This window comes from Campylobacter sp. MG1 (assembly GCF_026616895.1).
Classification (GTDB): domain Bacteria; phylum Campylobacterota; class Campylobacteria; order Campylobacterales; family Campylobacteraceae; genus Campylobacter_E.
Window position 1 is genome coordinate 88,253 of sequence record NZ_JANYME010000006.1, and the last position, 22,818, is coordinate 111,070.

At 26.3% G+C, this 22,818-nt stretch carries 22 protein-coding genes and 4 tRNA genes; 14 read left to right on the forward strand and 12 right to left on the reverse strand.

The window, feature by feature from the left end; all coding sequences use genetic code 11:
• Window positions 1–343: 343 nt before the first annotated feature.
• Together NY022_RS06360 and NY022_RS06365 are read right to left on the reverse strand one after the other, a co-directional pair.
• Entirely contained in the window at window positions 344–673 is a 330-nt protein-coding gene (locus NY022_RS06360; protein ID WP_267524535.1) for a hypothetical protein, read from the reverse strand.
• Window positions 670–2,256, reverse strand: a complete 1,587-nt coding sequence (locus NY022_RS06365) for an ABC-F family ATP-binding cassette domain-containing protein (RefSeq protein ID WP_267524537.1) — start codon at window positions 2,254–2,256, stop codon at window positions 670–672. Before NY022_RS06365 ends, NY022_RS06360 begins: the two co-directional genes overlap by 4 nt.
• A 536-nt stretch (window positions 2,257–2,792) precedes the next feature.
• On the opposite strand from NY022_RS06365, the gene NY022_RS06370 reads away from it, so the two are divergent.
• Entirely contained in the window at window positions 2,793–3,347 is a 555-nt protein-coding gene (locus NY022_RS06370; RefSeq protein ID WP_267524539.1) for a GGDEF domain-containing protein, read from the forward strand.
• Complete coding sequence (locus tag NY022_RS06375) at window positions 3,337–4,542, forward strand: GGDEF domain-containing protein (protein WP_267524541.1); 1,206 nt, start codon at window positions 3,337–3,339, stop codon at window positions 4,540–4,542. Before NY022_RS06370 ends, NY022_RS06375 begins: the two co-directional genes overlap by 11 nt.
• Window positions 4,543–4,586: 44 nt before the next feature.
• On the opposite strand, the gene NY022_RS06380 is transcribed toward NY022_RS06375, so the two are convergent.
• The 3 genes from NY022_RS06380 to NY022_RS06390 are packed head-to-tail and all read right to left on the reverse strand — an operon-like array spanning window position 4,587 to window position 7,581.
• Window positions 4,587–5,702, reverse strand: coding sequence for an NAD(P)/FAD-dependent oxidoreductase (locus NY022_RS06380; protein WP_267524543.1), 1,116 nt, complete (start codon window positions 5,700–5,702; stop codon window positions 4,587–4,589).
• The gene (locus NY022_RS06385) at window positions 5,699–6,319 is read right to left on the reverse strand and encodes an AMIN domain-containing protein (protein WP_267524545.1); all 621 of its coding nucleotides are present in this window, start codon (window positions 6,317–6,319) and stop codon (window positions 5,699–5,701) included. Before NY022_RS06385 ends, NY022_RS06380 begins: the two co-directional genes overlap by 4 nt.
• A gap of 8 nt (window positions 6,320–6,327) precedes the next feature.
• Window positions 6,328–7,581: a coproporphyrinogen III oxidase family protein gene (locus tag NY022_RS06390; RefSeq protein WP_267524547.1), complete on the reverse strand. Its 1,254-nt coding sequence runs from the start codon at window positions 7,579–7,581 to the stop codon at window positions 6,328–6,330.
• A 184-nt stretch (window positions 7,582–7,765) separates the two neighbouring features.
• Here NY022_RS06390 and NY022_RS06395 point away from each other — a divergent pair, with 184 nt between their 5' ends.
• The 6 genes from NY022_RS06395 to NY022_RS06420 all read left to right on the forward strand — a co-directional run bounded on the left by NY022_RS06395 (window position 7,766) and on the right by NY022_RS06420 (window position 9,582).
• Window positions 7,766–8,506 carry a hypothetical protein gene (locus tag NY022_RS06395; protein ID WP_267524550.1) on the forward strand — a complete coding sequence of 247 codons (741 nt, stop codon included), beginning with the start codon at window positions 7,766–7,768 and terminating at the stop codon, window positions 8,504–8,506.
• A complete protein-coding gene (locus tag NY022_RS06400; protein ID WP_267524552.1) occupies window positions 8,506–8,859 on the forward strand; it encodes a hypothetical protein in 354 nt (117 codons plus the stop codon). Before NY022_RS06395 ends, NY022_RS06400 begins: the two co-directional genes overlap by 1 nt.
• A 382-nt stretch (window positions 8,860–9,241) precedes the next feature.
• Window positions 9,242–9,317: transfer RNA gene (locus NY022_RS06405), tRNA-Lys, on the forward strand.
• Window positions 9,318–9,336: 19 nt separating this feature from the next.
• Window positions 9,337–9,412: transfer RNA gene (locus NY022_RS06410), tRNA-Glu, on the forward strand.
• Window positions 9,413–9,414: 2 nt separating this feature from the next.
• Window positions 9,415–9,490, forward strand: a tRNA-Val gene (locus NY022_RS06415).
• Window positions 9,491–9,505: 15 nt separating this feature from the next.
• Window positions 9,506–9,582, forward strand: a tRNA-Asp gene (locus tag NY022_RS06420).
• Between the two features lie 61 nt (window positions 9,583–9,643).
• On the opposite strand, the gene NY022_RS06425 is transcribed toward NY022_RS06420, so the two are convergent.
• Window positions 9,644–10,003: a DUF1090 family protein gene (locus NY022_RS06425; RefSeq protein ID WP_267524554.1), complete on the reverse strand. Its 360-nt coding sequence runs from the start codon at window positions 10,001–10,003 to the stop codon at window positions 9,644–9,646.
• 10 nt (window positions 10,004–10,013) lie between these two features.
• Window positions 10,014–11,042 (reverse strand): PLP-dependent cysteine synthase family protein, encoded by a 1,029-nt coding sequence (locus NY022_RS06430; protein ID WP_267524556.1) that lies wholly within the window; start codon window positions 11,040–11,042, stop codon window positions 10,014–10,016.
• A 188-nt stretch (window positions 11,043–11,230) separates the two neighbouring features.
• Here NY022_RS06430 and NY022_RS06435 point away from each other — a divergent pair, with 188 nt between their 5' ends.
• From NY022_RS06435 to NY022_RS06450, 4 genes are read left to right on the forward strand one after another with little or no spacing between them, the layout of a single operon-like run.
• On the forward strand, window positions 11,231–11,506 hold the full coding sequence (locus NY022_RS06435) for a hypothetical protein (protein WP_267524558.1): 276 nt from the start codon (window positions 11,231–11,233) through the stop codon (window positions 11,504–11,506).
• A gap of 31 nt (window positions 11,507–11,537) precedes the next feature.
• Window positions 11,538–12,644, forward strand: a complete 1,107-nt coding sequence (locus NY022_RS06440) for an AAA family ATPase (protein WP_267524560.1) — start codon at window positions 11,538–11,540, stop codon at window positions 12,642–12,644.
• Complete coding sequence (locus NY022_RS06445) at window positions 12,638–14,353, forward strand: selenocysteine-specific translation elongation factor (RefSeq protein ID WP_267524562.1); 1,716 nt, start codon at window positions 12,638–12,640, stop codon at window positions 14,351–14,353. The genes NY022_RS06440 and NY022_RS06445 overlap by 7 nt, the downstream gene beginning before the upstream one ends.
• A gap of 29 nt (window positions 14,354–14,382) precedes the next feature.
• Window positions 14,383–15,111 carry a thioredoxin domain-containing protein gene (locus tag NY022_RS06450; RefSeq protein ID WP_267524564.1) on the forward strand — a complete coding sequence of 243 codons (729 nt, stop codon included), beginning with the start codon at window positions 14,383–14,385 and terminating at the stop codon, window positions 15,109–15,111.
• A gap of 33 nt (window positions 15,112–15,144) precedes the next feature.
• On the opposite strand, the gene NY022_RS06455 is transcribed toward NY022_RS06450, so the two are convergent.
• Genes NY022_RS06455 through NY022_RS06470 form a run of 4 tightly spaced genes read right to left on the reverse strand, consistent with a single transcriptional unit; the run spans window position 15,145 to window position 18,917 of the window.
• Window positions 15,145–17,001, reverse strand: coding sequence for a transketolase family protein (locus NY022_RS06455; RefSeq protein ID WP_267524567.1), 1,857 nt, complete (start codon window positions 16,999–17,001; stop codon window positions 15,145–15,147).
• Between the two features lie 14 nt (window positions 17,002–17,015).
• Complete coding sequence (locus tag NY022_RS06460; protein ID WP_267524569.1) at window positions 17,016–17,315, reverse strand: YbaB/EbfC family nucleoid-associated protein; 300 nt, start codon at window positions 17,313–17,315, stop codon at window positions 17,016–17,018.
• Complete coding sequence (locus NY022_RS06465; RefSeq protein ID WP_267524571.1) at window positions 17,308–18,648, reverse strand: UDP-N-acetylmuramoyl-L-alanyl-D-glutamate--2,6-diaminopimelate ligase; 1,341 nt, start codon at window positions 18,646–18,648, stop codon at window positions 17,308–17,310. The genes NY022_RS06460 and NY022_RS06465 overlap by 8 nt, the downstream gene beginning before the upstream one ends.
• The gene (locus tag NY022_RS06470) at window positions 18,645–18,917 is read right to left on the reverse strand and encodes a NifU family protein (protein WP_214117289.1); all 273 of its coding nucleotides are present in this window, start codon (window positions 18,915–18,917) and stop codon (window positions 18,645–18,647) included. The genes NY022_RS06465 and NY022_RS06470 overlap by 4 nt, the downstream gene beginning before the upstream one ends.
• 104 nt (window positions 18,918–19,021) lie before the next feature.
• On the opposite strand from NY022_RS06470, the gene trxA reads away from it, so the two are divergent.
• Both trxA and dapB read left to right on the forward strand, forming a co-directional pair.
• Window positions 19,022–19,330 (forward strand): thioredoxin, encoded by a 309-nt coding sequence (trxA, locus tag NY022_RS06475; RefSeq protein WP_214117217.1) that lies wholly within the window; start codon window positions 19,022–19,024, stop codon window positions 19,328–19,330.
• Window positions 19,331–19,334: 4 nt separating this feature from the next.
• On the forward strand, window positions 19,335–20,069 hold the full coding sequence (gene dapB / locus NY022_RS06480) for a 4-hydroxy-tetrahydrodipicolinate reductase (RefSeq protein WP_267524573.1): 735 nt from the start codon (window positions 19,335–19,337) through the stop codon (window positions 20,067–20,069).
• Between the two features lie 915 nt (window positions 20,070–20,984).
• On the opposite strand, the gene typA is transcribed toward dapB, so the two are convergent.
• Entirely contained in the window at window positions 20,985–22,790 is a 1,806-nt protein-coding gene (gene typA / locus NY022_RS06485; protein ID WP_267524575.1) for a translational GTPase TypA, read from the reverse strand.
• Window positions 22,791–22,818 lie beyond the last annotated feature (28 nt).

The following is a 22,818-nucleotide window of genomic DNA, read 5'->3' on the forward strand; positions in this document are numbered from 1 at the left end:
TAGAATATTTTTGTAATTATAATTAAACAAATTTTATAAGTATTATAATTGATACTTTTGTAAACAATAATTTTCTTATTTAAATATTTTTTTATAATATTGTTTTTATACAGCTTCAAAATAATTAAATTTATAATATATGTCATAGTGAATTTTTAATTTAGTTACATACGATGGGTAAATTGAAGTTAAATTTTTTATTTAGTTTTATGTTTTTTTAATCATATGTTAGCATCAACTTAAAAGGCTGTAATTAAATTGCTTATTATTTGTTATGTTTTGAAGTAATAATTTTTTAATTTAAATGTTTTTATAGTGAAATATAAATTTCACTATAATTATATTAATCACCTTGATGATAATTTTTTTCTAATTCTAAGTCATGGTCATCGCTAGCGTTTTGTTTAGCCCATTCACACATCGCATCTCTTAGGAGTTGGTATTTTTTCTTTGATAACTCTTCTTTTTCGTTTAATGGTCTATCTTCTAAAAGCTTAATTTTAAAATATGTATCATCGCTTTTGGAATATTTTAAAAAGAATTCTACATAATCAAAATAATCTTTTTTTGTTTCATAATTTACTCTTTCTTCTACATAAATTGTAGGTCCAAAACCTGCGTGATTGTGATTGTAAAATCCAAAACCTGCTGAATACTCTACTCTATAAGTCATACTTTTACCTCATTTTTCTCTAAAAACTCTTCATAAGTTCCATGAAAATCAATTAAATTTCCATTTTCTAGTTGCCATATACGATTAGCAAAAGAATTAATCAATTCTCTATCGTGGCTAATACAAATAGCAACACCACCATACTCATACAATGCTTCGCCAAGAGAAATAATAGCTTCAAGGTCAAGGTGGTTATTTGGCTCGTCAAGTAAAATAAAGTTACCTTTTTCAAGCATTATCTTACTTAACATGAGCCTGTGTTTTTCACCACCACTTAAATCCTTTGCCATTTTTTCCTGATCGACTCCACTAAACAACATTCTACCCAAGCATTTACGAATTTCATCAATATCTTTATGTTTTTCGCTAATTAAATAGTCATATAGTTTCAAATTTTCACAAATTTTACTTGATGTGTCTTGCGGAAAGTAACTAGGTTCAATTGTAGCACCCATTTTTACACACCCATTATCAGGTTGAAGCTCACCTATGATTATTTTTGCTAAAGTGCTTTTTCCGGCTCCACTTGCTCCAATTATTGCTATTTTATCGCCTTTATTTACTTTAAGATTTAAGTTTTTAAATAGTTGCTTATCATAAGCTTTACTTATATTGTTTAGTTCTAAAACTTCATTACCAATTTCTCTATTACATCTAAATAAAATTGATGGGTCACGCCTACTTGAAATCTCTATTTCGCTTACATCAAGTTTTGCTAAGTTTTTTGCACGACTTGTTGCTTGTCTTGCTTTAGAAGCATTTGCGCTAAAACGAGCTATAAATTTTTCTAAAGCTTCTTTTTCTTTTAAATTCTTAGCAAGACTTGCTTCTTTTTGTCTTTTAATAAGTGTGCTTTGCATATACCAATCATCGTAATTTCCTGCAAATTCACGAATTTGTTTGAAATCTACATCAAGCATTCTTGTGCAAATACTATTTAAGAAAAATCTATCGTGAGAAATTACAACCATTGTTCCATCGTGGCGTTTTAGTTCATTTTCTAGCCAATTAATAGCGTCTAAATCAAGGTTATTCGTAGGCTCATCTAAAAATAACACATCAGGTTTAGCAAATAATACCTGTGCGATTAGAACTTTAAATTTATCACTTGTTTGAACATTTTTCATAAGTTCATCATAATTATGAAGATTTAAAGAGCTTAATATTTTTTCACATCTAGTATCGTATTCATAATTTGGGTCTTCTTCTGCACAAATCATTTCAAGTTCGCTTAAGCGATTATTTATTTCATCGGTATAATCCGTGCAAGTTGCATATATATTTTCTTTTTCTTTTACTGCATTATAAAGTCTTTTGTTTCCATATAAAACTGCATCTTTTAAACTAAATTCTTCATACGCAAATTGATTTTGCTCTAACACGCCGTATCTTACGCCATTTTCAAAACTAACTTCTCCGCTAGTTGCTTCAAGTTCTCCTGCTATAATTTTTAAAAATGTTGATTTTCCAGCCCCGTTTGCACCGATAAGTCCATATTTTTCGCCTCTTTTTAAGCTTAAATTTACATTTTCAAATAATAATCCCGTAGGGTATCTCATAGTAAGTGATTTGATTTCTACCATTTTTTATCCTTTTTTTATATAATCTTAGTTTAATAATTTTAAAGGTTAATAATTTTATGAATAATAACTCAATATTAAATAATCTTATACTTTCTTTACCAAGTGTAACACTTGTATTTGAAATTTTAGTAATTATTATTTCTATATATTTTAAAAAGTTTAATATATTGTTTATAACTTTATTATTGTTGATTTCAAAAATTTTTTATTTGTTTTACAATATATATGAAACCAATATTTTTATAAGTATATTTATTCCATTTATATTTTGTTTGTTATTATCCTTAAAAAAGCAATATGATACTATAAAATCATTGATTTCTATCTTAACTATATTTATTTTATACATAATATTAGCTACTATTTTGATACATAATACAAATTTTATACTTGCAGTAAGTAATAATTTTTTAGAGCAAAGTTTATTTATAAGTGATTTATTTTTAGTTTTATTTATTATATTTTTTCTATATTTATGTTTTATAAGATTATTTATTAAATTTGAAAATATTATTTTTATAATTTATTTTTTATCTATGTTTGAATTTGTTTTTTATACTTTATTTGAAAAATCATATACTACTTATTTTGAATTTGCATCTTTATTTTTATTAATATTCTTTTGTATTGATGGGTATAAACTTATTTTTTATGATAGTTTAACAAAGTTATTAAATCGTAGAGCTTTTGATAAAGCTATTATTACAAAAAATGATATTATTTGTTTGATAGGGGTTGATTGTTTTAAGAATATTAATGAAAAATATGGAATTGATGCTGGTGATTTTGTTTTAAAAAAATTAGCATCAGTACTAAAGGATAATTATAAGCAAATTTATAGATTTGGTGGAGATGAATTTATAATTATTTTTAATAATATTGAATTTAAAGATTGTATATTAGAATTAGATAATATAAGAAAAGTTATTAGTAATTATGATTTTAGTTTTGGTAAAAATAAAATCAAATTAACTATAAGTGCTGGGCTTTCTCAAGTTTTTGATGATAAATTTAGTGCTTTGAAAAAGGCTAATGAGTATTTATATACAGCAAAATCTAATGGTAGAAATAGAGTAATATATGGAAAATAGAAAAAGAATAAAAAGTGATTATTTTAAAAAATGGGATGATTTTTTATGTATAGGTATAGAAGAAATAGATGAAGAACATAGAATGTTTTTTGAACTAATTGATAATGCTACCTATGCTGGAGAAATTGGTTATAAGGAATTTTCTATTGCTTTTCAAAAATTAATGAGTCATATTGTGTGGCATTTTAAAAATGAAGAAGAATATATGAAAAATAAATCTATTAGTTCAGCATATATAAGTACTCATAATTATATACACGCACAATGTTTATATGAGCTTAGTAAAATGCATGATGCTATAGTTATGAAAGATAGTGAAGATGGTATGTTTTATCAAAAAGAATTAGCTTATAGTGTATTATGCTTTGTAAATAACTGGTTGGTTTTTCATATTTTAAGCGAAGATTACAAAATAAGTAAACAAATAGAGCATATAGAAGAAGGGTATAGTCCTAAAGAAGCTTATGAAATGCTTGAAAGTGAAGTAAGTGCTAATGTAAAGATTTTAACATCAGCATTGTCTAATTTATTAAAAATATATGAAGTAAGAAATGAAAAATTAGTAGAAGTTGAAGCAGATATTACAGCTAGACTTGAAAAAAAAGAAAAACAACTTCAAGAGCAAATTCAAGAAAATAAGAAAAAATCAATCACAGATGAATTAACAGGTTTATATAATCGTCGTTATGCTATGAATGTTTTGAATAATATATGGAGTATATATCAAGACCCAACTTGTTCTATCATACAAATTGATTTAGATAAATTTAAAGAAGTTAATGATACATACGGTCATCATTCAGGAGATTTGGTATTAAGGCAGTTTTCTAGTGCTGTTAAGTATTTTTTTGAAACTGATGATTTGTGCAATAAATATAGTAATAAAGATATGATTTGTTTTTGTCGTTTAGGTGGAGATGAATTTTTAGTAATATTGCAAAAATATTCTTTGGATGAGGCTATTAAGATAGCAAATAATTTACATACTGTAATAAATAATATTGAAGTTTTTAATGAGTATAAGAAAGTAATATGGCGTGGTAGTGCAAGTATAGGAGTAGCGTGTAGAAATGCTGATAATCAAGACTTTGAAAGTGTCTTAAGAGCTGCTGATACTTATTTATATAAGGCAAAAGATAGTGGTAGAAATTGTGTTCGTTCAATGCTACACGAGATAGGGGGGGGGTGTTTCTAGAGCATTATTAAAAGCTTAAGGATTAAACTTCTAAATATAGAAGTTTAAAATAATCCTTTTATTCCGAATAATTTATATTGCCATTTTATCTCGGTGAATTTCTTTAATAAATTAGCTATGTTACCACTTAATTCATTACCTAACACAAAGGCAACTGAATATTTTTCACTAATAGAACATACACTACCTTTATCTGTGTATGTAAATTTTTCATTAAATGTTTTACCACTTAGTCTAGCTTTAATACTTCTAGCCACATAAGCACCTTGCTTACAAGCTATTTGTGCTGTTGGTGCAAATGGTCTATCGTTATTCATAATTAAAGAACAATCTCCTAATATGTAACAATTATTATAATTTGGAGCTTGTAAAAATTCATTTACTTTAACTCTATTGTTTTTTTGTTCAAAAATACTATTAGCCATTACATTATTACCTTTAACACCAGCTGTAAAAATAATATTATTTGAATTTATAAAAGTATTTTCATCATTTAGATATAATCTATTGCCTATTTTTTTGATAATTTTGTGTGAACTTAGGACATTTACGCCTAAATTTTCTAAATAATCCCTAGCTTTTTTAGCTAAATTTTTGCTATACATAGGTAGGATTTCATCCATAGCTTCTACTATAGTAATTTTAGCTTCTAAATCTAATTCATTACACATTCTAGCTAACGAACCACATAGTTCAACACCACTAAATCCAGCACCACATATTACAATGTGTTTATTTTCTTCACCTTCTTTTTTTAAATTTTCAAAGATAGCTTTTTGTGTTTTTAATGTATCTTCATAATTTCCAATCTCATAACAATCATCTAAACCTTGTATGCCAAAAGTATTTTTTGAAGCACCAATACCTACATAAATTTCATCAAAATCATAATTAGTATTTTCGCAATATAATTTATTAGCTTCTATTTTTATAGCCTTATCTTTTATTATAGTTACTTCGTTTGGAACTATTTCTTTTAAATTTATTATTATATCTTTATCATTCTCTTTAGCCGCAATTTTGTGTAATTCAGTTGTTTTATAGTGAAAGGTATTATCATTAATTAATAAAAATTCAGCACTTTTTAATGTCTTTTTATCTAAATTTTTTAATATTGTAAGATTAGCATATCCAGCACCTAGAAGTATAATTTTTTTCATTCATTCTCCTTTATAATTAATGTATAGCCATTTTTTATTTTTTCAAATTTATAATCATCGATATTTTTTAATTTTATTACAATGCGATAAAAATCTTTATGCACTCCAGTATAAATTTCTTTTATATTATCCTTATCAATATTATATTTTATACTTTTTAGCTTTATATTTTTATTAAAATCCATAATTATTCTATATGGATTTTTTACTAAATTATGTTGCAGTAGTTTATTTTTAGTGTTAATTATAATATTACTATCATTTATAACAAAACTAAATTCATTACCTATATTATATATTTGTTCTTTTTTATTTTGCATTGAATCATCAATTAAATTCATTTCGTCAAAATTCTCAGGTAAATTTATAGATATATATGTATTTTTTGTAATTATATTTTTATTTATATTTATTTTTTGCTTTATTTTTTTACCATTATTATCGGTGTATAATATTGTTACACTATCTATATTTTTAATATTTTCTGGGGCTTTAAATATTATATCTTTGAATAAATTTTTATTTTCATTCGTAATTTCTATATTATCCTTAGGTAAAAATGGATTTTCTCTAGCAAATAAATTTATACAAATTAATAAAAAAAATATTTTTTTCATAAAAATCCTTATAAATCTTTTCTAAAATACGCTCTTACCAAGTCCATATTAATATAAAATTCTTTCATCAAAACAAGTGCTAAATATTTTCCAAACTCTGTATTATAGATTATATTATCTTCAAAAACAATAGCATTTGAATATTTTAATCCTTTAAATTTATAACCAAGGTAGTTAATTAAATCACATTTATAGGTATCATTTATTTTTTTTACATTTATTTTACCACTGAATAATTCAGTTAAAAACACATAATCAATTACATCATTATCATTGAAATTTATATGTGCTATATTTGCATTTTTTTTATTTAATATTAAATTTTTATATTCATCTAGCTTAAATGCATTTATTAAAAGTTTGTTATTAGTAAATGAAAATGCACCACTTCCAGCACCGATATACTCGTGGTGAGTGCTTACATATTCATCATTAAATTTAGTTTTATTTTTTGAAAAGCTCCAAGAATTATTTTGCTTATAATCTTTAAACATATCACAAATTATTTGATAATATTTTAATTCGTTATTATTATTGTCTATACCAAATTTTGCACTTATAGCATCTTTTGTAATGTTTGATTTCATAAGTGGATACATTGTGATTTGCTCTGGTGCTATGTTTTTTGCGATATTAATATCATTTAATAACATTTTTTCACTTTGAAATGGAAAGTTGAAAATTAAATCTATGCTAAAAGTAGGTAGTATTCCTATAGCATTTTCAAGTTTTTTTATAAGTTCTTTGTGATTACCAAATTTTTCCAATCTACTTGTTTTTTGTAAAATTTCATCGTCAAAACTTTGTATGCCACAACTAAGTCTATCAATTAAACCTACAAAATCTTTTAAAATTTCAGGTTTTATATGATTAGGGTCAGTCTCACATGAAATTTCTTTGATATTAAATAGCTCTTTAACTAAAATTAAGGTTTTGATTAATTCTTTTTCATTTATTAATGTTGTACCACCACCTACATAAAGAGTGTTAAAGTTGTATCCATAATCTTTTAGTTGTTTTAATTCTATTCTTAAAATTTCAAAATATTCTTTGCATTTTTGCTCATCGTAAGCAAATTTATGAAAGCTACAATAAGGACAAAATGTATGACAAAATGGTATATGAATGTATAGCATTAATTCATTATTGTGTGTAGATTGTTTATTTATTTGTTCATTTTGTTTGAATTTAAATTTTTGTTTTAGTTGTTTTTTTAGATAGTTTTGAGAATAACTCAGTGTTGTTTTTTGTATGAAATTCATATATAACCTTTAAAATAATTTAAACAACCGCATTAGTTTATAAAAATTCCATTAATAAAGGTAATAAAATTTTTTCTGTAATTTTATTAAAAATAATAATAAAAATTATAAATAATAAGTATTTATCAAATATTAACTATGGGGGGGGTATTATTGTGATAAATTTATTATGAAAGGAACTTTTATGAAATTTGAAAAGAAAGTTATTTTAGGTTCAATAGGTGGATTTATTACCACCGCTTTAGGTATTATTGCTGTGTTTTTTCCTAGTGTTTTTAACCTTGAGAAAAAAACTATGGAAGAGATTAATATTTTCATTAAATCTCAAGCTGATGTTGATAATCTAAGAAAGGCTATTGAGAAAAATCAAGGTAAGGTAGTAAAGTTAAATGTCACATATTGTTATTATTATTACGACTATGATGAGTCAAATGAGCTTAGAACTGTTGGAGATTATAATGAAAAAATTGACAAGTATAATATTGAATATAAAGATTTTTGGTTAAGTGGGGCAAGAAATTGTTTGCTAACAGAAGAAGGGTGTAAATTTAATGAAAATGGCCTAACACAGGGTGTTGTATTATATGGTGGTGTTGAAATAGGCGATTATCTACACGAAAATGAAGGAGAGGGTAGTTTGGTTTTTAGAAACAATTATAAAGACATTGATGATAATAGATTTTTTTACTTATCAGTTCCGCACGAAACTAAAGGTAAATATGCTTGGAAATTTAATAATGATGAAGAGGGATGTATTAAAAGTAGCGACCCAAACTTACAATACAGAGAACTTATTAAAGAAACTTTAACAGGTACATTTTATGTAAATGAATTAAAGGATAGGTTAAGAGAGGGTGAAGGAACGGATTTAGAAATAGAACTTGACCCACTTACTAAAAAAGAACTTACATTAAGGGATTATTAATGAAAAGATTATTTTTATTATTTTTTATTTTACCTTTATTTGCTGCTGATGATTTGGTATTTATTGAAACATATAGCGATATTGTGGAAACTAGAGGCGAATATATCGTAGAATTGAATGATTTTATGCCAGATTTTAAAGAAGTTCAAATTATTAAAATTACAAGTAACGATGATGAGGTTAGTATAGGAAATGTGGTGGTTAATAGAAATAATTGCAAGCTAAAAAATCCATTAAAAAATGAAGTAAAATTAAAATTTGGCGAAAGCTTATTTTTTAAACATAATTGTAGTAGCGTATTAGAAATTAGCCTTGATATAAATGATGGAAACTATGTTTATAGAATGCAATAATCGTGATTTTATCACGATTATATTTTTTAAAGAATATAATTGATATCTAAAAAATTACTTAATAAATAAAATCAAATTAGTAAGATATTGTCAATAAAATTAGAATTTTTACATAAGTATTTTTATGAAAAGATAAATTGATATTATTTTTTTTAAATTTAAAATATATTTATTGTATTCTAAATTTTTAATCTAGTTATTAATCTTTATAATAATCTAGTTAAAATATGTTTGAGTATTAAATATGTTATTTATAAGACAATTTATTTTTTAAATGTGATTTATATGAAATTTATGTTTTTTATTTTAAAAATATTTTTAAAAAATTAATTTTAATTTAAGTTTTAAATTGTATAATTCAAACTTATTTTTAATTTTTAGTGTCTTGTTAGCTCAGCAGGTAGAGCATCTCACTTTTAATGAGGGGGCCGTTGGTTCGAATCCAACACAGGACACCATTCTTTTTGATCCAGGTTTGACCCTTTCGTCTAGTGGCTCAGGACGCCATTCTCTCCGTTTGGAAACGAGAGTTCAAATCTTTCAAGGGTCGCCATCGGTCGCTTAGCTCAGTTGGTAGAGCGCCACCCTTACAAGGTGGATGTCATAAGTTCGAGTCTTATAGCGACCACCATTCTTTTTATTGGTTGCGGCGGTAGTTCAGCTGGTTAGAATATCGGCCTGTCACGCCGGAGGTCGCGGGTTCGAGCCCCGTCCGCCGCGCCATTTTATTAAAATTTTCTAATCATTGTTTGTTAATTTTGTAGATAATTAAGCTATTGATAGCTTAATTTTTGTATTCTGATTTGATTTGTTTTATTTGATTTTTTAGTTCTTTTTTCTTATTTTTATATTCCATTTTATTCATATTTTTTTTATTGTTTTTTAGTTCATCAAGTTGTTTTTCTAATTCTTTTATTTTTTCTTTTTTTTGATTTTTTAATTCTATATAATCTAAATTCTGTGACTTATTAACATTACTACATTTATATTGAATATTATTTATAGCGTTTTCTAGTCCTTTTATACGATTATGATTGTTATATTTTTTAGCGTATTCTAATTCTTCTTGTAATTTTTGAATTTTATATTCACAATTTGCAAATGCAAAACCTATTAATGTTGTAATTAAAAAAAAATTTTTCATTATTTACCCTTTATAAAATTGTATATCCAATTAAATTTATATGATTGCTTAAAAATCTTTCTTCGCTTTCTAATTTTTTAGTTAAATCAGTGCTTAAGTATTTTTTGTTATCATCGGCAAAAACCGATATGCAAACCATATCTTTATGAATTTCTTTTGCTTTAACGCAACCTAAAAAATTAGCTCCACTTGAAATTCCAACTCCAAGTCCTATTTTTGCTAATTTTTGAGCCATTATGATACTATCTATATCATTTACTATGATTATATCATCAAGTTCATTTAAATTTACTATGCTTGGCACAAATCCATCTCCTATACCTTGAATTTTATGTTCTGAATTTTGACCTGGTATACTCATACTAGCACATCCTTCAGGTTCAAGTGGACAAATTTTTGCTCCTAATGGTTTTAATATTTTACCAACCCCCATTATGGTACCACCAGTTCCTACACCGGCTACAAAACATTCTGGTTTTAGATTGTGTTTTTTAAGTGTATTTATGATTTCATTTGCTGTATTTTCATGAGCTTTTATATTGTTTAAATTATCAAATTGATGAGGCAAAAATACTTCTTTTTCTTTTTCATTTTCTAATAAAATTTTATTTAAAAAATTTTCTCTTTTTCTTTTAGCACTTTCATTGGCTAATTTTACAGCTCCTTCAAATCCACCTTCTAAAGCACTTACTTCTCTTAATTTTGCTCCATAGCTTTTTATTAATTTTTTACGCTCTTCACTCATCCAACAAGGCATAAAAATTTCTACTTCAACACCTAAAAAAGCGCCTAAAGCAGCAAATGCTATACCTGTATTGCCACTAGTTGCTTCTGCTATACTCATATTTTTGTTAAATTCTTTGTTTTTAATTGCATCTTTAATAATTTGCAATGCCATTCTATCTTTTATCGAGCCACTTGGATTAAAATATTCTAATTTAAAATAAGATTTGGATTTTACACCTTTGTAAGTATAATCAATCGCAACTAGTGGAGTATTACCTATTAGTTTTTCATATTCATGAATTAAATCAAGCATTTTTTACCTTTGAAATATTTTTTTTGATTATATCTAGTTTTTAAAATAAAAAATAAAATTTATAAAAATACTTTTAATACCTACTTATTTGATAAAATATAAAATATTATAAAGATAATGAAAAAAAATATCATATTATAATTTTTTTGTGATAGAATATAAAAATTATTATCAATGAAGGATATCAAATGTTTTCATTTATAAAAAAAATTACAAAAGTATTTTTATCATTTTTAAAAAAAGATAAAAAAAGCGATAATGTAAAAAAAAGTTTTAAAATTCTAAAATCAGCAAGTAGTAGTCTTAATAGGATTAAGAATTTTTTTGTTAAAAATGATAATTCTACTGAAAATAAAAATGAAAATAAAGATATATTAAAAGAAATTTCTATATTTATTTTAAAAGAATATGGATTTGGAAAATATATAAATTTATTCTTAAATTTTGCTAAGTTATTAAAATAAATTCATTACAATGCCCTTTTAAAGGATTGTAATGGTAGGGCAAAACGAAGTAAGAGATAAATTCAAAGTATTTTTAGAAAAAAAAATAATTCCACCAAGCATTTTTTATGGACCTAGTGGAGTAGGGAAAACTACTTTTGCAAGAATTTTAGCAAAAGAATTAAATACTATTTTTTATGAATTTGATGGTGCATCTTTTAGTGTAGAAGAGATGCGTAAGATTATTAAAAAAGATGGTATTTTTAAGCCTTTGGTATTTATAGATGAGATTCATCGTCTTAATAAAGGTGTGCAAGATGTATTGTTAAAACCTTTAGAAGAAGATAATTTTTATTTTATAGCTGCAAGTACTCATAATCCTATTTATTCGCTTAATAAAGCTTTATGTTCTAGACTTTTATTTTTTGAATTTAAGTCTTTAAATAACGATGAATTAGGTCAGATTTTAGATAACTTAAATCCTAATATAGAAAAAGACGCTAGAGAGTATCTTATAAAATCAAGTGCAAATGATGCAAGGGCTATGTTAAATTTATATAAATACGCCAGTGTTTTTGGAAAAATTACACTAGAAAATTTAAAATCTTTAAGAAAATCATATATTAGCAATAAAGATGATGAATATTTATTAACTTCAGCTTTCATTAAGAGCTTAAGAGCAAGTGATACAAATGCTGCAATTTTATATCTTGCTAGGATGATAAATTCAGGTGTTGATATATTATATATTGCTAGAAGACTTTGTATATTTGCAAGTGAGGATGTTGGAAATGCTAATCCAAATGCCTTGGTAGTTGCTAATGCAACTTTGCAAATTTGTAAAGAAATAGGTTTACCTGAGGCTAGGATTCCATTATCTCAATGTGTTGTAATGCTAAGTAATTCTAAAAAATCTAATTCATCTTATTTAGCTATAAATAATGCTTTAGATTTTGTGAAAAATAATGAGGCATTAGAAATTCCAAATTATTTAAATAACAATCATCCTGATAAGGATAAATTTTATATTTATCCACATGATGAACCACATAAAAAACAAATTATGGCACCTAATTGCCCTGAATTTTATAGTGATTTTAGTATAGGATATGAAAAAAATTTTTCATTATGGAGAAAAGAAGGACTTTATAAATGTTAATAATACAAACGGCAGGACATATTGACCATGGCAAAACATCAGTAATTAAAGCTTTAAATGGATTTAATGGAGATAATACACCAGAAGAACTTAGGCGTGGAATTACTATCAATCTTAGTTTTTCAAATTTAGATGATATTTCTTTTGTAGATGTTCCAGGACACGAATCTTTATTAAAAACAATGATAAATGGTGTGCAAAGTGATTATGCAATGTTGGTTATTGATATAAATGAAGGTATAAAAGAGCAAACATTAGAACATATTTTTATATTAAAAATTATGAGAGTAAAAAATATAATTTTAGTTTTGAATAAAATTGATTTATGTGATGATTTAAAAAAAGCAAAAAATGATATTATTAATCAATTAGATTTTATACCAAATCGTATTTTTTTAGTTAGTGCTAAGACAAATGAAGGCATTGAAGAATTAAAAGAATATTTATTAAATTTGCCTAGACCAGATTATGAAGTTTCTTCTACTAGAATAAATATTGATAGAGTATTTAATGTAAATGGCATAGGAACAGTTGCTACCGGTCTTTTAAAAAGTGGTATATTAGAATGCAAAAATTTAATTAATGAAAATCAACAAAATATACTTATTAAAAGTATAGAAGTCCAGCATAAAAATGTAGATATTATAAAAGCTCCAGCAAGGGTCGCTTTTGTATTTAAAGGTGAATTAAAAAAAGGAGATGTTCTTTATTCTAAGGGTTACTTAAGAACAAGTAAGGAAATTTATGCTACTTTAGTTGGATGCTTAAAACATGATGAAAAAGTCGTATTTTGTTCAGGAAATAAACAAATTGAAGCAAAATTTTTAGAATATCAAGGTTTTGCAAAATTTGAATTATGTAAAGCAGCAGCTTTTATTTTTGATGAACCTTATGTTATATTAAAAAATGGTAGAGCAGTAGCTGGAGGAAGGATTTTAAATTCAATCACTGAACCATTAAAAAAAGCAAAAATGGTAGAATTATTAAAATATTTAGAACAAAAAAATTTTAAAGAAGTATTTAAAATATTAAATACAAATCATTCTAATGGTTTTGGTTTATTTTGTGCTCCACAGCGTTTTAATCTAACTACTGAACAAGCATTAGATTATGCAAAAGAAGTTGGTGAAATAGTTGATTGCAACGGTGCTTGTATTTATACAGCTGAAGCATTAAATAAAACTATTGATAAGATTAAAAAATTATTTTTCAAGAATAAATTTTCACTACAAAGTGCAAAATCACTTGAAAAATCATTGGGTACAGATGAATTTTTATGTGATATGGCGTTAAAAAATATAGAAGAACTTGAATTTAATAATGGCTTGTATCATTTAAAAGGTATGCAAGTTGATAATATTTTAGAAAATAATGAAGATATCATTTATAAAGAATTAAATTCTTTAACTCCTAAGGCGCCATATAATATTTATGATGATTTAAATTTAGATAGAAAAAGTGGTGACGATATTCTTAAAAAAATGTGTTTAGCAAATAAGGTTATTAGACTTTCTCATAATTATTTTATAAACAAAAATATACTTGATGAATTTGTTTTAGAAATTAAAGATGAGTTAAAATCCGGCATAGGTGTGCAAGAATTGAAAAATAAATATAATCTAAGTCGTAAATATGCTATAGCATTGTTAGAATATTTAGACACTTTAAATTATGTGAAAAATATTAATAACAAACGTTATTTAAAATAATGTAGAATGCTTATTTAAAAGGAGAATGAATGAAAAAAATAATTTTAGCGATGTCAGTTTTAGGTGCATTAAGTGCTAGTGAAATTAGTGATAAAGCGATTGAATTTGTTAAGACTTTAACACCAGCTGAAAATATTGATATTGAACTGGTTAAATCTGATAAAATTCCTAATTCAAAATATGAAATGGTTGAATTTAATATTTTAGCAAATGGTCAAGTTGTTGGTTCTGATGTATTTTTTAGCGATGGTAAATTTGCTACTCCTACATTATTTGATTTAGATGAAAAGGTAGATTTAAGAGCTAAATTTATGGAGAAAAAAGAACAAGAAAAACAAAAAGCTTTACAAGCACAGCTACCTAATTTTATAAAAAATAACAAGGATATGACAATTAAATTAGGTAATAAAAATAATGGAGTTGCAACTGTTGTATTTAGCGACCCTGATTGCCCTTGGTGTAGAAAACACTTAGAAACAATTGAGGATAGCTTGAAAGATAATGATATTATTTTTGTTCTAACCCCATTACCTATGCATAAAACTGCATTATCAAAAACATTACATATTTTAGAAGAAGTTAAAACGGCTAAAAGTGATAGTGATAAATTAAAAATTATAAGAAAATACTACTCTGATGCCACATTTGATGAGGTTAGCCAAGACAAAAAAGATGCTTACTCTAAAAAAGTTGATGCTGCATTTAAATTGGGTGTGAATTATACTCCGGCAATTTTTGAAAATGTTAAATTAAAATAAATTTAAAAAGTGCTACTTTAAAGTAGCACTAGATTATAGTTTTTCTTTTATTTTTTCTGCATCAAATCCAAAATATTTAAATACATCTTTTTCTTTACCACTAGCGCCAAAACTATCCATTATGAAAAGCTCATCGCAGTATTTATATAATTCATAAGACCTTGCAGCTTCTATTCCGATAATCTTGCCTTTTAATAAAGATTTATCAAATTCCTTATCAAATAATTCAAAGCAAGGCATACTTAATACATTTATATTTTTATCTTTTGCAACTTCAAGTGCGAGTGCAACTTCACTACCACTTGCAATTATTGTAGCTTCTGCATTATCGCTATATTTTATAAAATAAGCTCCCTTGCTAATATCAGGAATACTTGTATTTAAGCTTGGAAGTGCTGAGCGACTAAGTGTGAATGCACTTGGATTATTTAGCTTTAAAGCTACTTGCCAACAAGCTATATTTTCAGCCATATCAGCAGGACGGAAAGTGTATAGATTAGGAATATTTCTAAGAGTGCTGATTTGCTCAATTGGTTGATGAGTTGGACCATCTTCTCCTACTCCTATGCTATCGTGTGAAAATACAAAAAATGCTTTTAAATTCATTAAAGCCGCTAATCTTATTGAAGGCTTTAAATAATCACTAAATACTAAAAATGTAGCACAAAACGGATGCAAACCATATCTTGCCATTGCATTTATAATTGCACCCATTGCATGCTCACGAATACCAAAAGCTATATTTTTACCACCATTTCTAATATCTGCATAATCTTTTAGATAAGTTTTATTTGATGGTGCTAAGTCTGCTGAACCACCTAAAAATGTAGGAATTTGTTTTGCTATTTCGTTTAGACAAGCGTGGTTGCTATCTCTTGTAGCGTAATTTTTACTTAAATCAAGTTTAGAAAAATCCACATTTAAATCTTTTTTGCCTTCTAAATAAGCTATAAATTCTAATTGTTCATCACTAAATTTATTTGCTTTATCCCAACTTGCAAAATACTCATCACTTCTTTTACACATTTTCTCAAAGCCATTTTTAGCTTCGCTATCTATATAAAACTCTTCTTCATTCCAATTAGCTGCTTTTTTAGCTTTTAAAGCTAGTTCAGCACCTAGTGGTGAGCCGTGAGTTTTCTCGCTTCCTTCTAATTCACAAGCACCTTTTCCAATCTTGGTTTTAGCTATGATAATACTTGGACGCTCAGCATTTTTAGTCATTTCTAAAGCCTTGCTAATTTCATCAAAATTATGCCCATCTATCATTATAACATTAAAACCTAGACTCATAAATCTAAAATACATATCATCATTAAAAGTATTTTTTACATCGCCTTCAATACTAATTTCGTTACTATCATAAATTAATACTAAATTATTTAAATTATGAACATTTGCTAAAGAACAAGCCTCATAGCTAATTCCTTCTTGCAAATCCCCATCTCCACAAAGGCAGTATATTTTATGATTTAACGAATTATTTAGTTTGCTACTAGCAAATTTTGCTGCCATTGCGAAACCAACAGCATTTGCAATACCTTGACCAAGTGGACCTGTATCTATTTCTACTCCGTGAGTTTTAATCTCAGGATGCCCTGCTGCAAGTGAGCCTAATTGGCGAAAATTTTTAAGCTCATCAAGACTTAAATTAAATCCACTTAAATGTAAAAACGAATATATTAAAGAACTTGCGTGTCCGCCTGAAAATACTAATCTATCACGATTTATATGATTTTTTGTATTTAGATTAATTTTTGTGCTAAGCACTGCTAAAATATCACTAAGTCCCATTGCTACGCCTGGATGACCACTATTTGCACGATTAATCATATCTACACTTAAAAATCTTAAATTATTTGACATTTTTTCTAATGTTTCATTATTCATAATACTTCCTTAAATTAGTTATTTTTAAAAAACATATTTGCAGCACTCATTTTAGTGCCATCACTAGCTTGACTTAATGCGTCATTTAATGCTGATATAAGTAAAATTTGCATAGATGATTTATCATTTAATAACTCATCATCAATTTTTATATCAATTATTTGAAATTTACCATTAACTTTCACCTCTACCATTCCAGCACCACTTTTAGCGGTATATTCTTTATTTTTTAATTCATTTTCAAATTCTTGTGCTTTGTTTTGAACATCTTGTAACATTTCTTGCATTTTTGAAAAATCAAAATCTTTAAACATATTCACCTTTCAATCTTAGTTTTTCTTTATATTTTTTTATTTCTTTTAAGCATTCTAACACAACTTTTTCATCAGAAAAAGGGTATTTAACACCTTTAATTTCTTGATAGTCTTCATCACCTTTACCTAAAATCATAACACAATCATCATCATTTTGTGCTAAAAGTGCTTTATGAATTGCTAATTTTCTATCAATTACTATATTAATGTTTTTTAATTCATTTTCATTTAAACCATCTATCATATCGTTTAAAATATCAATAGGTCTTTCATCTCTTGGATTATCACTTGTTAAATATACATTTTTAGCATAATGACTAGCTATTTTTGCCATAGGAGTTCTTTTTGTTTTATCTCTGTTTCCACCAGCTCCTAAGACTACTATTAAATTTTTATGACCCATAGTTTCTAAGACATTTTTTACGCCATCTGGAGTATGGGCAAAATCTATTATTATATTGCGATTTTCATTATTATCGATATTTTGCATTCTTCCCATAACACCAGCAAAATTTGATATAGCTTTTTCTAAATTTTCCTTATTTGGTTTTAAAAGTTCATTAATACATGCTATAGCAGCTAAAAGATTATAAATATTAAAAAGACCATTTAATGGTGAAGAAATTTCAAAAATTTCATTTTTTATACTTATTATAGCTTCTATTCCATTATTTAATGTATAAGCTTTTACACTATATAAAGCAGGATTTTCTATACCATAAGTAATAGCACCTTTTACATTATAAGAAAATTTATAAGCATCTTGATTTATTATTTTTAAGCATTCATCTTGAAAAAAACTTGCTTTGCAATTTGCATAATTTTCAAAAGTTTCGTGAAAGTCTAAATGGTCTTGAGTTAAATTAGTATAGATTTTAGCAGCGAATTTCATATCTCCACAGCGATTTTGTGCAATTGCGTGAGAGCTTACTTCCATTACAAAATATTCGCAATTATTTAAAGTTGCAACTTGTAAATACGATAATAATTCTAATAAAAATCCTGTTGTTAAAGATTTTGCCGCAACTTTTTTATCATTACAAAATGCCCCACGGGTTCCACATAAAAATACTTTTTTACCTAAATCAAGCAATATAGAATAAATTGCAGCAGCGGTAGTGGTTTTACCATTTGTGCCTGTTATGCCTATAATTTTTATATTTTCATTGATTTTTAAAAGCTCTCTTGCTTTTGCTTCGTTAATTACTAAAGCACCTTTAGATTTTGCATCGTTTTCGTATTTGGAATTTGAATTAGTTAGTAAAAAATAACAACCTTTTTCACATTCATTTGAATTATCTGTTATGTAAGAATTATCTAAATTAACTTTCATAGTTTTTCAAAAGCTTCCTTTCCACCTTCAAGATTTATTAGCGAAATATTGCTATCAATTTGTTCTTTTAAAGCCCTTTCAAGCCCTAATTTTAAAGTGGTATTTGCAGCAGCACAACCATGACAAGCACCAAGTAATTTTATATAAACAACCCCGTTTTTAACACCCAAAAACTCCAAATCGCCACCATCATTATGAAGTATGTGAAGCTTTGATTTTAGGACATTTAAACAAGGTTCAATTAATTCTTCATCACTAAATATCATAATTTTTCCTTATTGTAATTTGTGTTATTGTGCTTTAATAAAATAAATATTCATTAACTAAGTTAGATGATAATTTTTATTTACAAATATTTTTTTAGGAGAATAAAATGGCAAAAGAATTAACAAGTGAAAATATTAATTTAGCTAAAAAAGGCGTTGCTTTAGTAGATTTTTGGGCACCATGGTGTGGACCTTGCAGAATGCTTGCACCTGCTATTGAAGAATTAGCAAATGAATTTGAAGGTAAAGCATTAGTGGCTAAAGTTAATATTGATGATTGTGAAGAATTAGCTGCTGAGTTTGGAATTCGCTCAGTTCCTACTATGTTATTTTTCAAAAATGGCGAAATAGTTGATACGGTAATTGGTGCTCAAGCAAAACAAGCTTTAGCTGATAAATTAAACTCACTATTATAATAAAATGATAAATCTAGCAGTATTTGGGGCAAATGGTAGAATGGGTAAGGAGCTAGTAAAACTAGCTTTGGCTGATGAGAATATTGATTTAGTATATTCTTTTACTAAGGAAAATAATGATTATAATGAGCTTTTTAAAGCTAATGTTATAATAGATTTTTCTACTCCTGCTGCTAGTGTTGAATTACTTGAAAAAGCTAGTTTATTAGATAATCCACCAGCTTTAGTTGTTGGAACTACTGGGCTTAAAGATGAATATTTTAAAAAAGCTAAAACTTATAAAGGTAAGTTTTTTTGGGCTTCTAATACTTCATTGGGTGTTGCAATATTAAATGAACTTACGAAAATTGCTGCACTTGCTTTAAAAGAATTTGATATAGAAATTTATGAAAAACATCATAAACATAAAGTTGATGCTCCTAGTGGAACAGCTCTAACATTAGCAAAAAATGCACTTGAAGCTAGAAATAAAGCTTTAAATAAAGAGCATAAGATTTGCTTTAATAGAGAAGGCAAAAGAGAAGATAACGAAATAGGTTTAGTAAGCCTTAGAGGTGGTAGCATTGCAGGGTATCATAGTGTTGGATTTTATGGAGATGATGAAAGTATAGAATTAATTCATAATGCAAATTCTAGAGTAATATTTGCTAAAGGTGCTATTAATGTAGCAAAATGGCTTATTACTAAAGAGAATAAAAATTATTCTATGAGTGATTTTGTAAAAGAGCTTTTAGCTTAATAAAATATAGAATTTTTTACAGTTTTTATTGTTATTTTTAAATTTTTATGGGTTATAATAATTTTTTTAAATTTTTGACATATGTTTTATATTAAATTTTAAAATAATTATTTTAAATTTAACAGCAAATTATACTTTTTAGTGTTTGTAATGTAAAAACGATGAGAATTATAGAACTTTCTAATTTATTTTGAAATTTAAATAAAATTTTGATTTGAAATTTGGCTGTATTATTAAATTAATAAATAAAAAATCTTAATTTGTTTTGGAATTTTTATTATGTATAATGTTTTCAGACTTTCTTTTAAATTTTAAATGATTACTAATTACTTGGATTAGTAGTTACATTGATTAAGATAGTTTTATAATTAAAATTTTTTTTAAAAAAATTCTTTAAGTTACGATAATGCTTTCCATATTTATCAAGCTTTATCTTAGTATCATAAAGCTAAATTAGTAATTATTTTATTTTTTGTAGATATTAAATTACTCGTTTTTAATTATATTTATTAAAATTAGTCAAGATACAATATTACAAGCAGGATTAATTACAAAAACTAATAGAATGATAAAATTATTATAAAATAAGATTTTAAAAGTAATTTTATTGATTTTATGTTTGATAATACATTTTTATCGTGATTTAAAATACTTTATATATATGATTTAAAATCTTCTTTTAAAAAATTAAAATCCTATTTTACTAACTCACATTTTTAAATTTTACTTAAATTTGTATTTTGTAATAAACAATTTAATATTTTTTTAGTATTATTAAAAATTAATTTTATTTATAAAATTTATAAATACAGAGATTTATGTTTTTATAGCGATTTTTTGCTTTAATAAAGATTATTATTTTAAGAAAATAGTTTTTTTAAATTTATAGTATTTGGGTATTTTACATACCCAAAATTATGATTTTTGTTTTTCCATACGGCGTCTTAGAGTTGGGTCTAAATAACGCTTTCTAATACGAATATTAATTGGAGTTACTTCTACTAATTCATCTTCTTCAATCCACTCCATAGCACGCTCTAAAGTAGGTTTTCTAGGTGGAACTAATTTAATAGCATCATCACTACCACTAGCACGAACATTGGTTAGGTTTTTACCTTTTATAGGATTTACATCAAGGTCATTCGGACGGCTATGCTCGCCTATAATCATACCAACATAAGTTTTTGCTTGAGGGTCTATAAATAAAACACCCCTATCTTGAAGATTCCATAATGAATAAGCTAATGCAACACCATTTTCCATACTCACTAATGCTCCATTTTGGCGTTTTTCAACACTACCAACAAAAGGTCTAAATTCCATAAAACTATGATTCATTATACCTTCACCTTTTGTATCTGTTAAAAACTGACTTCTAAATCCAATTAGCCCACGAGCAGGAATTTCAAACTCAAGTCTAGTTTGTCCATCTCCTGTTGGAACCATACTTTTCATCTCAGCTCTTCTTCTTCCAAGCTTTTCAATAACCGTTCCACTAAACTCATCAGGAACATCAATAACTAGATTTTCAAAAGGCTCTGTTTTAACTCCATTTTCAATTTTTACGATAACTTCAGGGCGTCCAAGACAAAACTCAAAACCTTCTCTTCTCATATTTTCAGCTAAAATCGTAATTTGTAATTCACCACGACCACTTACTTTAAACTTACCTTCGCCAATATTTTCATATTTCATAGCGATATTTGTCTTCATTTCGCTTTCTAATCTTTCAGCAATTTTATTACTTGTAACATGCTTTCCTTCAGTTCCTGCTAAAGGTCCATCATTTACGCTAAATACAACGCTTAAAGTAGGTTCTTCTATATGTAGTGGGTCAAGTGGCATAGGATTGCTAGGATCAACTACGCTATCTCCAACATCTAAAGCATCAAAACCTGCAATTGCTACGATATCTCCTGTGCTAGCACTATCAATATCCATTTTTTCTAAACCTAAAAATCCAATTAGTTTTGAAATTCTTCCTGTGTGTTTTGTCCCATCGGCCTTAGCTAACATTACATTTTGATTTTTTGAAATTGTTCCATTAAAAATTCTAGCAATTCCAATTTTACCAACGAAGTTATCATAACCTAATGTAAATACTTGTAATTGTAAAGGATTTTCATTACTACCACTTGGTGCTGGAACATGCTCAATTATCTTGTCAAATAAAGGTTGCATATCCTTACTATCATCATCTAATTCATTTTTTGCAATACCTTCTTTTCCAATTGCATAAATTACAGGGAAATCTAATTGCTCATCAGTTGCATCAAGTGCAGCAAAAAGGTCAAATACTTCATTAATTACTCTATCAGGCTCAGCTGCAGCTTTATCTATTTTATTTACCACAACTATTGGTCTAAGACCTAATGCTAATGCTTTTTTAACAACGAATTTAGTTTGTGGCATAACACCTTCTTGAGCATCAACGATTAATAAAACCCCATCAATCATCTTTAAAACACGCTCAACTTCTCCACCAAAATCTGCGTGGCCTGGAGTATCAATTATGTTAATTTTTGTGCCTTTATAATTAATTGCTGTGTTTTTTGAAAGAATTGTAATTCCACGCTCTTTTTCAATATCATTACTATCCATAACGCGTTCATCAACTTGGTCTCTTTCGCTAAATGTTCCTGATTGTTTTAATAACTGATCAACCATTGTAGTCTTACCATGATCAACGTGTGCGATTACTGCTATATTTCTAATACTCAATGTTTTCTCCTTGATTTTAAAGTAAAAG

Coding starts and splice junctions, on each gene's coding strand:
- NY022_RS06360 (WP_267524535.1), bottom strand. CDS start 673: ATGACTTATAGAGTAGAGTATTCAGCAGGTTTTGGATTTTACAATCAC.
- NY022_RS06365 (WP_267524537.1), bottom strand. CDS start 2,256: ATGGTAGAAATCAAATCACTTACTATGAGATACCCTACGGGATTATTA.
- NY022_RS06370 (WP_267524539.1), top strand. CDS start 2,793: ATGTTTGAATTTGTTTTTTATACTTTATTTGAAAAATCATATACTACT.
- NY022_RS06375 (WP_267524541.1), top strand. CDS start 3,337: ATGGAAAATAGAAAAAGAATAAAAAGTGATTATTTTAAAAAATGGGAT.
- NY022_RS06380 (WP_267524543.1), bottom strand. CDS start 5,702: ATGAAAAAAATTATACTTCTAGGTGCTGGATATGCTAATCTTACAATA.
- NY022_RS06385 (WP_267524545.1), bottom strand. CDS start 6,319: ATGAAAAAAATATTTTTTTTATTAATTTGTATAAATTTATTTGCTAGA.
- NY022_RS06390 (WP_267524547.1), bottom strand. CDS start 7,581: ATGAATTTCATACAAAAAACAACACTGAGTTATTCTCAAAACTATCTA.
- NY022_RS06395 (WP_267524550.1), top strand. CDS start 7,766: ATGAAATTTGAAAAGAAAGTTATTTTAGGTTCAATAGGTGGATTTATT.
- NY022_RS06400 (WP_267524552.1), top strand. CDS start 8,506: ATGAAAAGATTATTTTTATTATTTTTTATTTTACCTTTATTTGCTGCT.
- NY022_RS06425 (WP_267524554.1), bottom strand. CDS start 10,003: ATGAAAAATTTTTTTTTAATTACAACATTAATAGGTTTTGCATTTGCA.
- NY022_RS06430 (WP_267524556.1), bottom strand. CDS start 11,042: ATGCTTGATTTAATTCATGAATATGAAAAACTAATAGGTAATACTCCA.
- NY022_RS06435 (WP_267524558.1), top strand. CDS start 11,231: ATGTTTTCATTTATAAAAAAAATTACAAAAGTATTTTTATCATTTTTA.
- NY022_RS06440 (WP_267524560.1), top strand. CDS start 11,538: ATGGTAGGGCAAAACGAAGTAAGAGATAAATTCAAAGTATTTTTAGAA.
- NY022_RS06445 (WP_267524562.1), top strand. CDS start 12,638: ATGTTAATAATACAAACGGCAGGACATATTGACCATGGCAAAACATCA.
- NY022_RS06450 (WP_267524564.1), top strand. CDS start 14,383: ATGAAAAAAATAATTTTAGCGATGTCAGTTTTAGGTGCATTAAGTGCT.
- NY022_RS06455 (WP_267524567.1), bottom strand. CDS start 17,001: ATGAATAATGAAACATTAGAAAAAATGTCAAATAATTTAAGATTTTTA.
- NY022_RS06460 (WP_267524569.1), bottom strand. CDS start 17,315: ATGTTTAAAGATTTTGATTTTTCAAAAATGCAAGAAATGTTACAAGAT.
- NY022_RS06465 (WP_267524571.1), bottom strand. CDS start 18,648: ATGAAAGTTAATTTAGATAATTCTTACATAACAGATAATTCAAATGAA.
- trxA (WP_214117217.1), top strand. CDS start 19,022: ATGGCAAAAGAATTAACAAGTGAAAATATTAATTTAGCTAAAAAAGGC.
- dapB (WP_267524573.1), top strand. CDS start 19,335: ATGATAAATCTAGCAGTATTTGGGGCAAATGGTAGAATGGGTAAGGAG.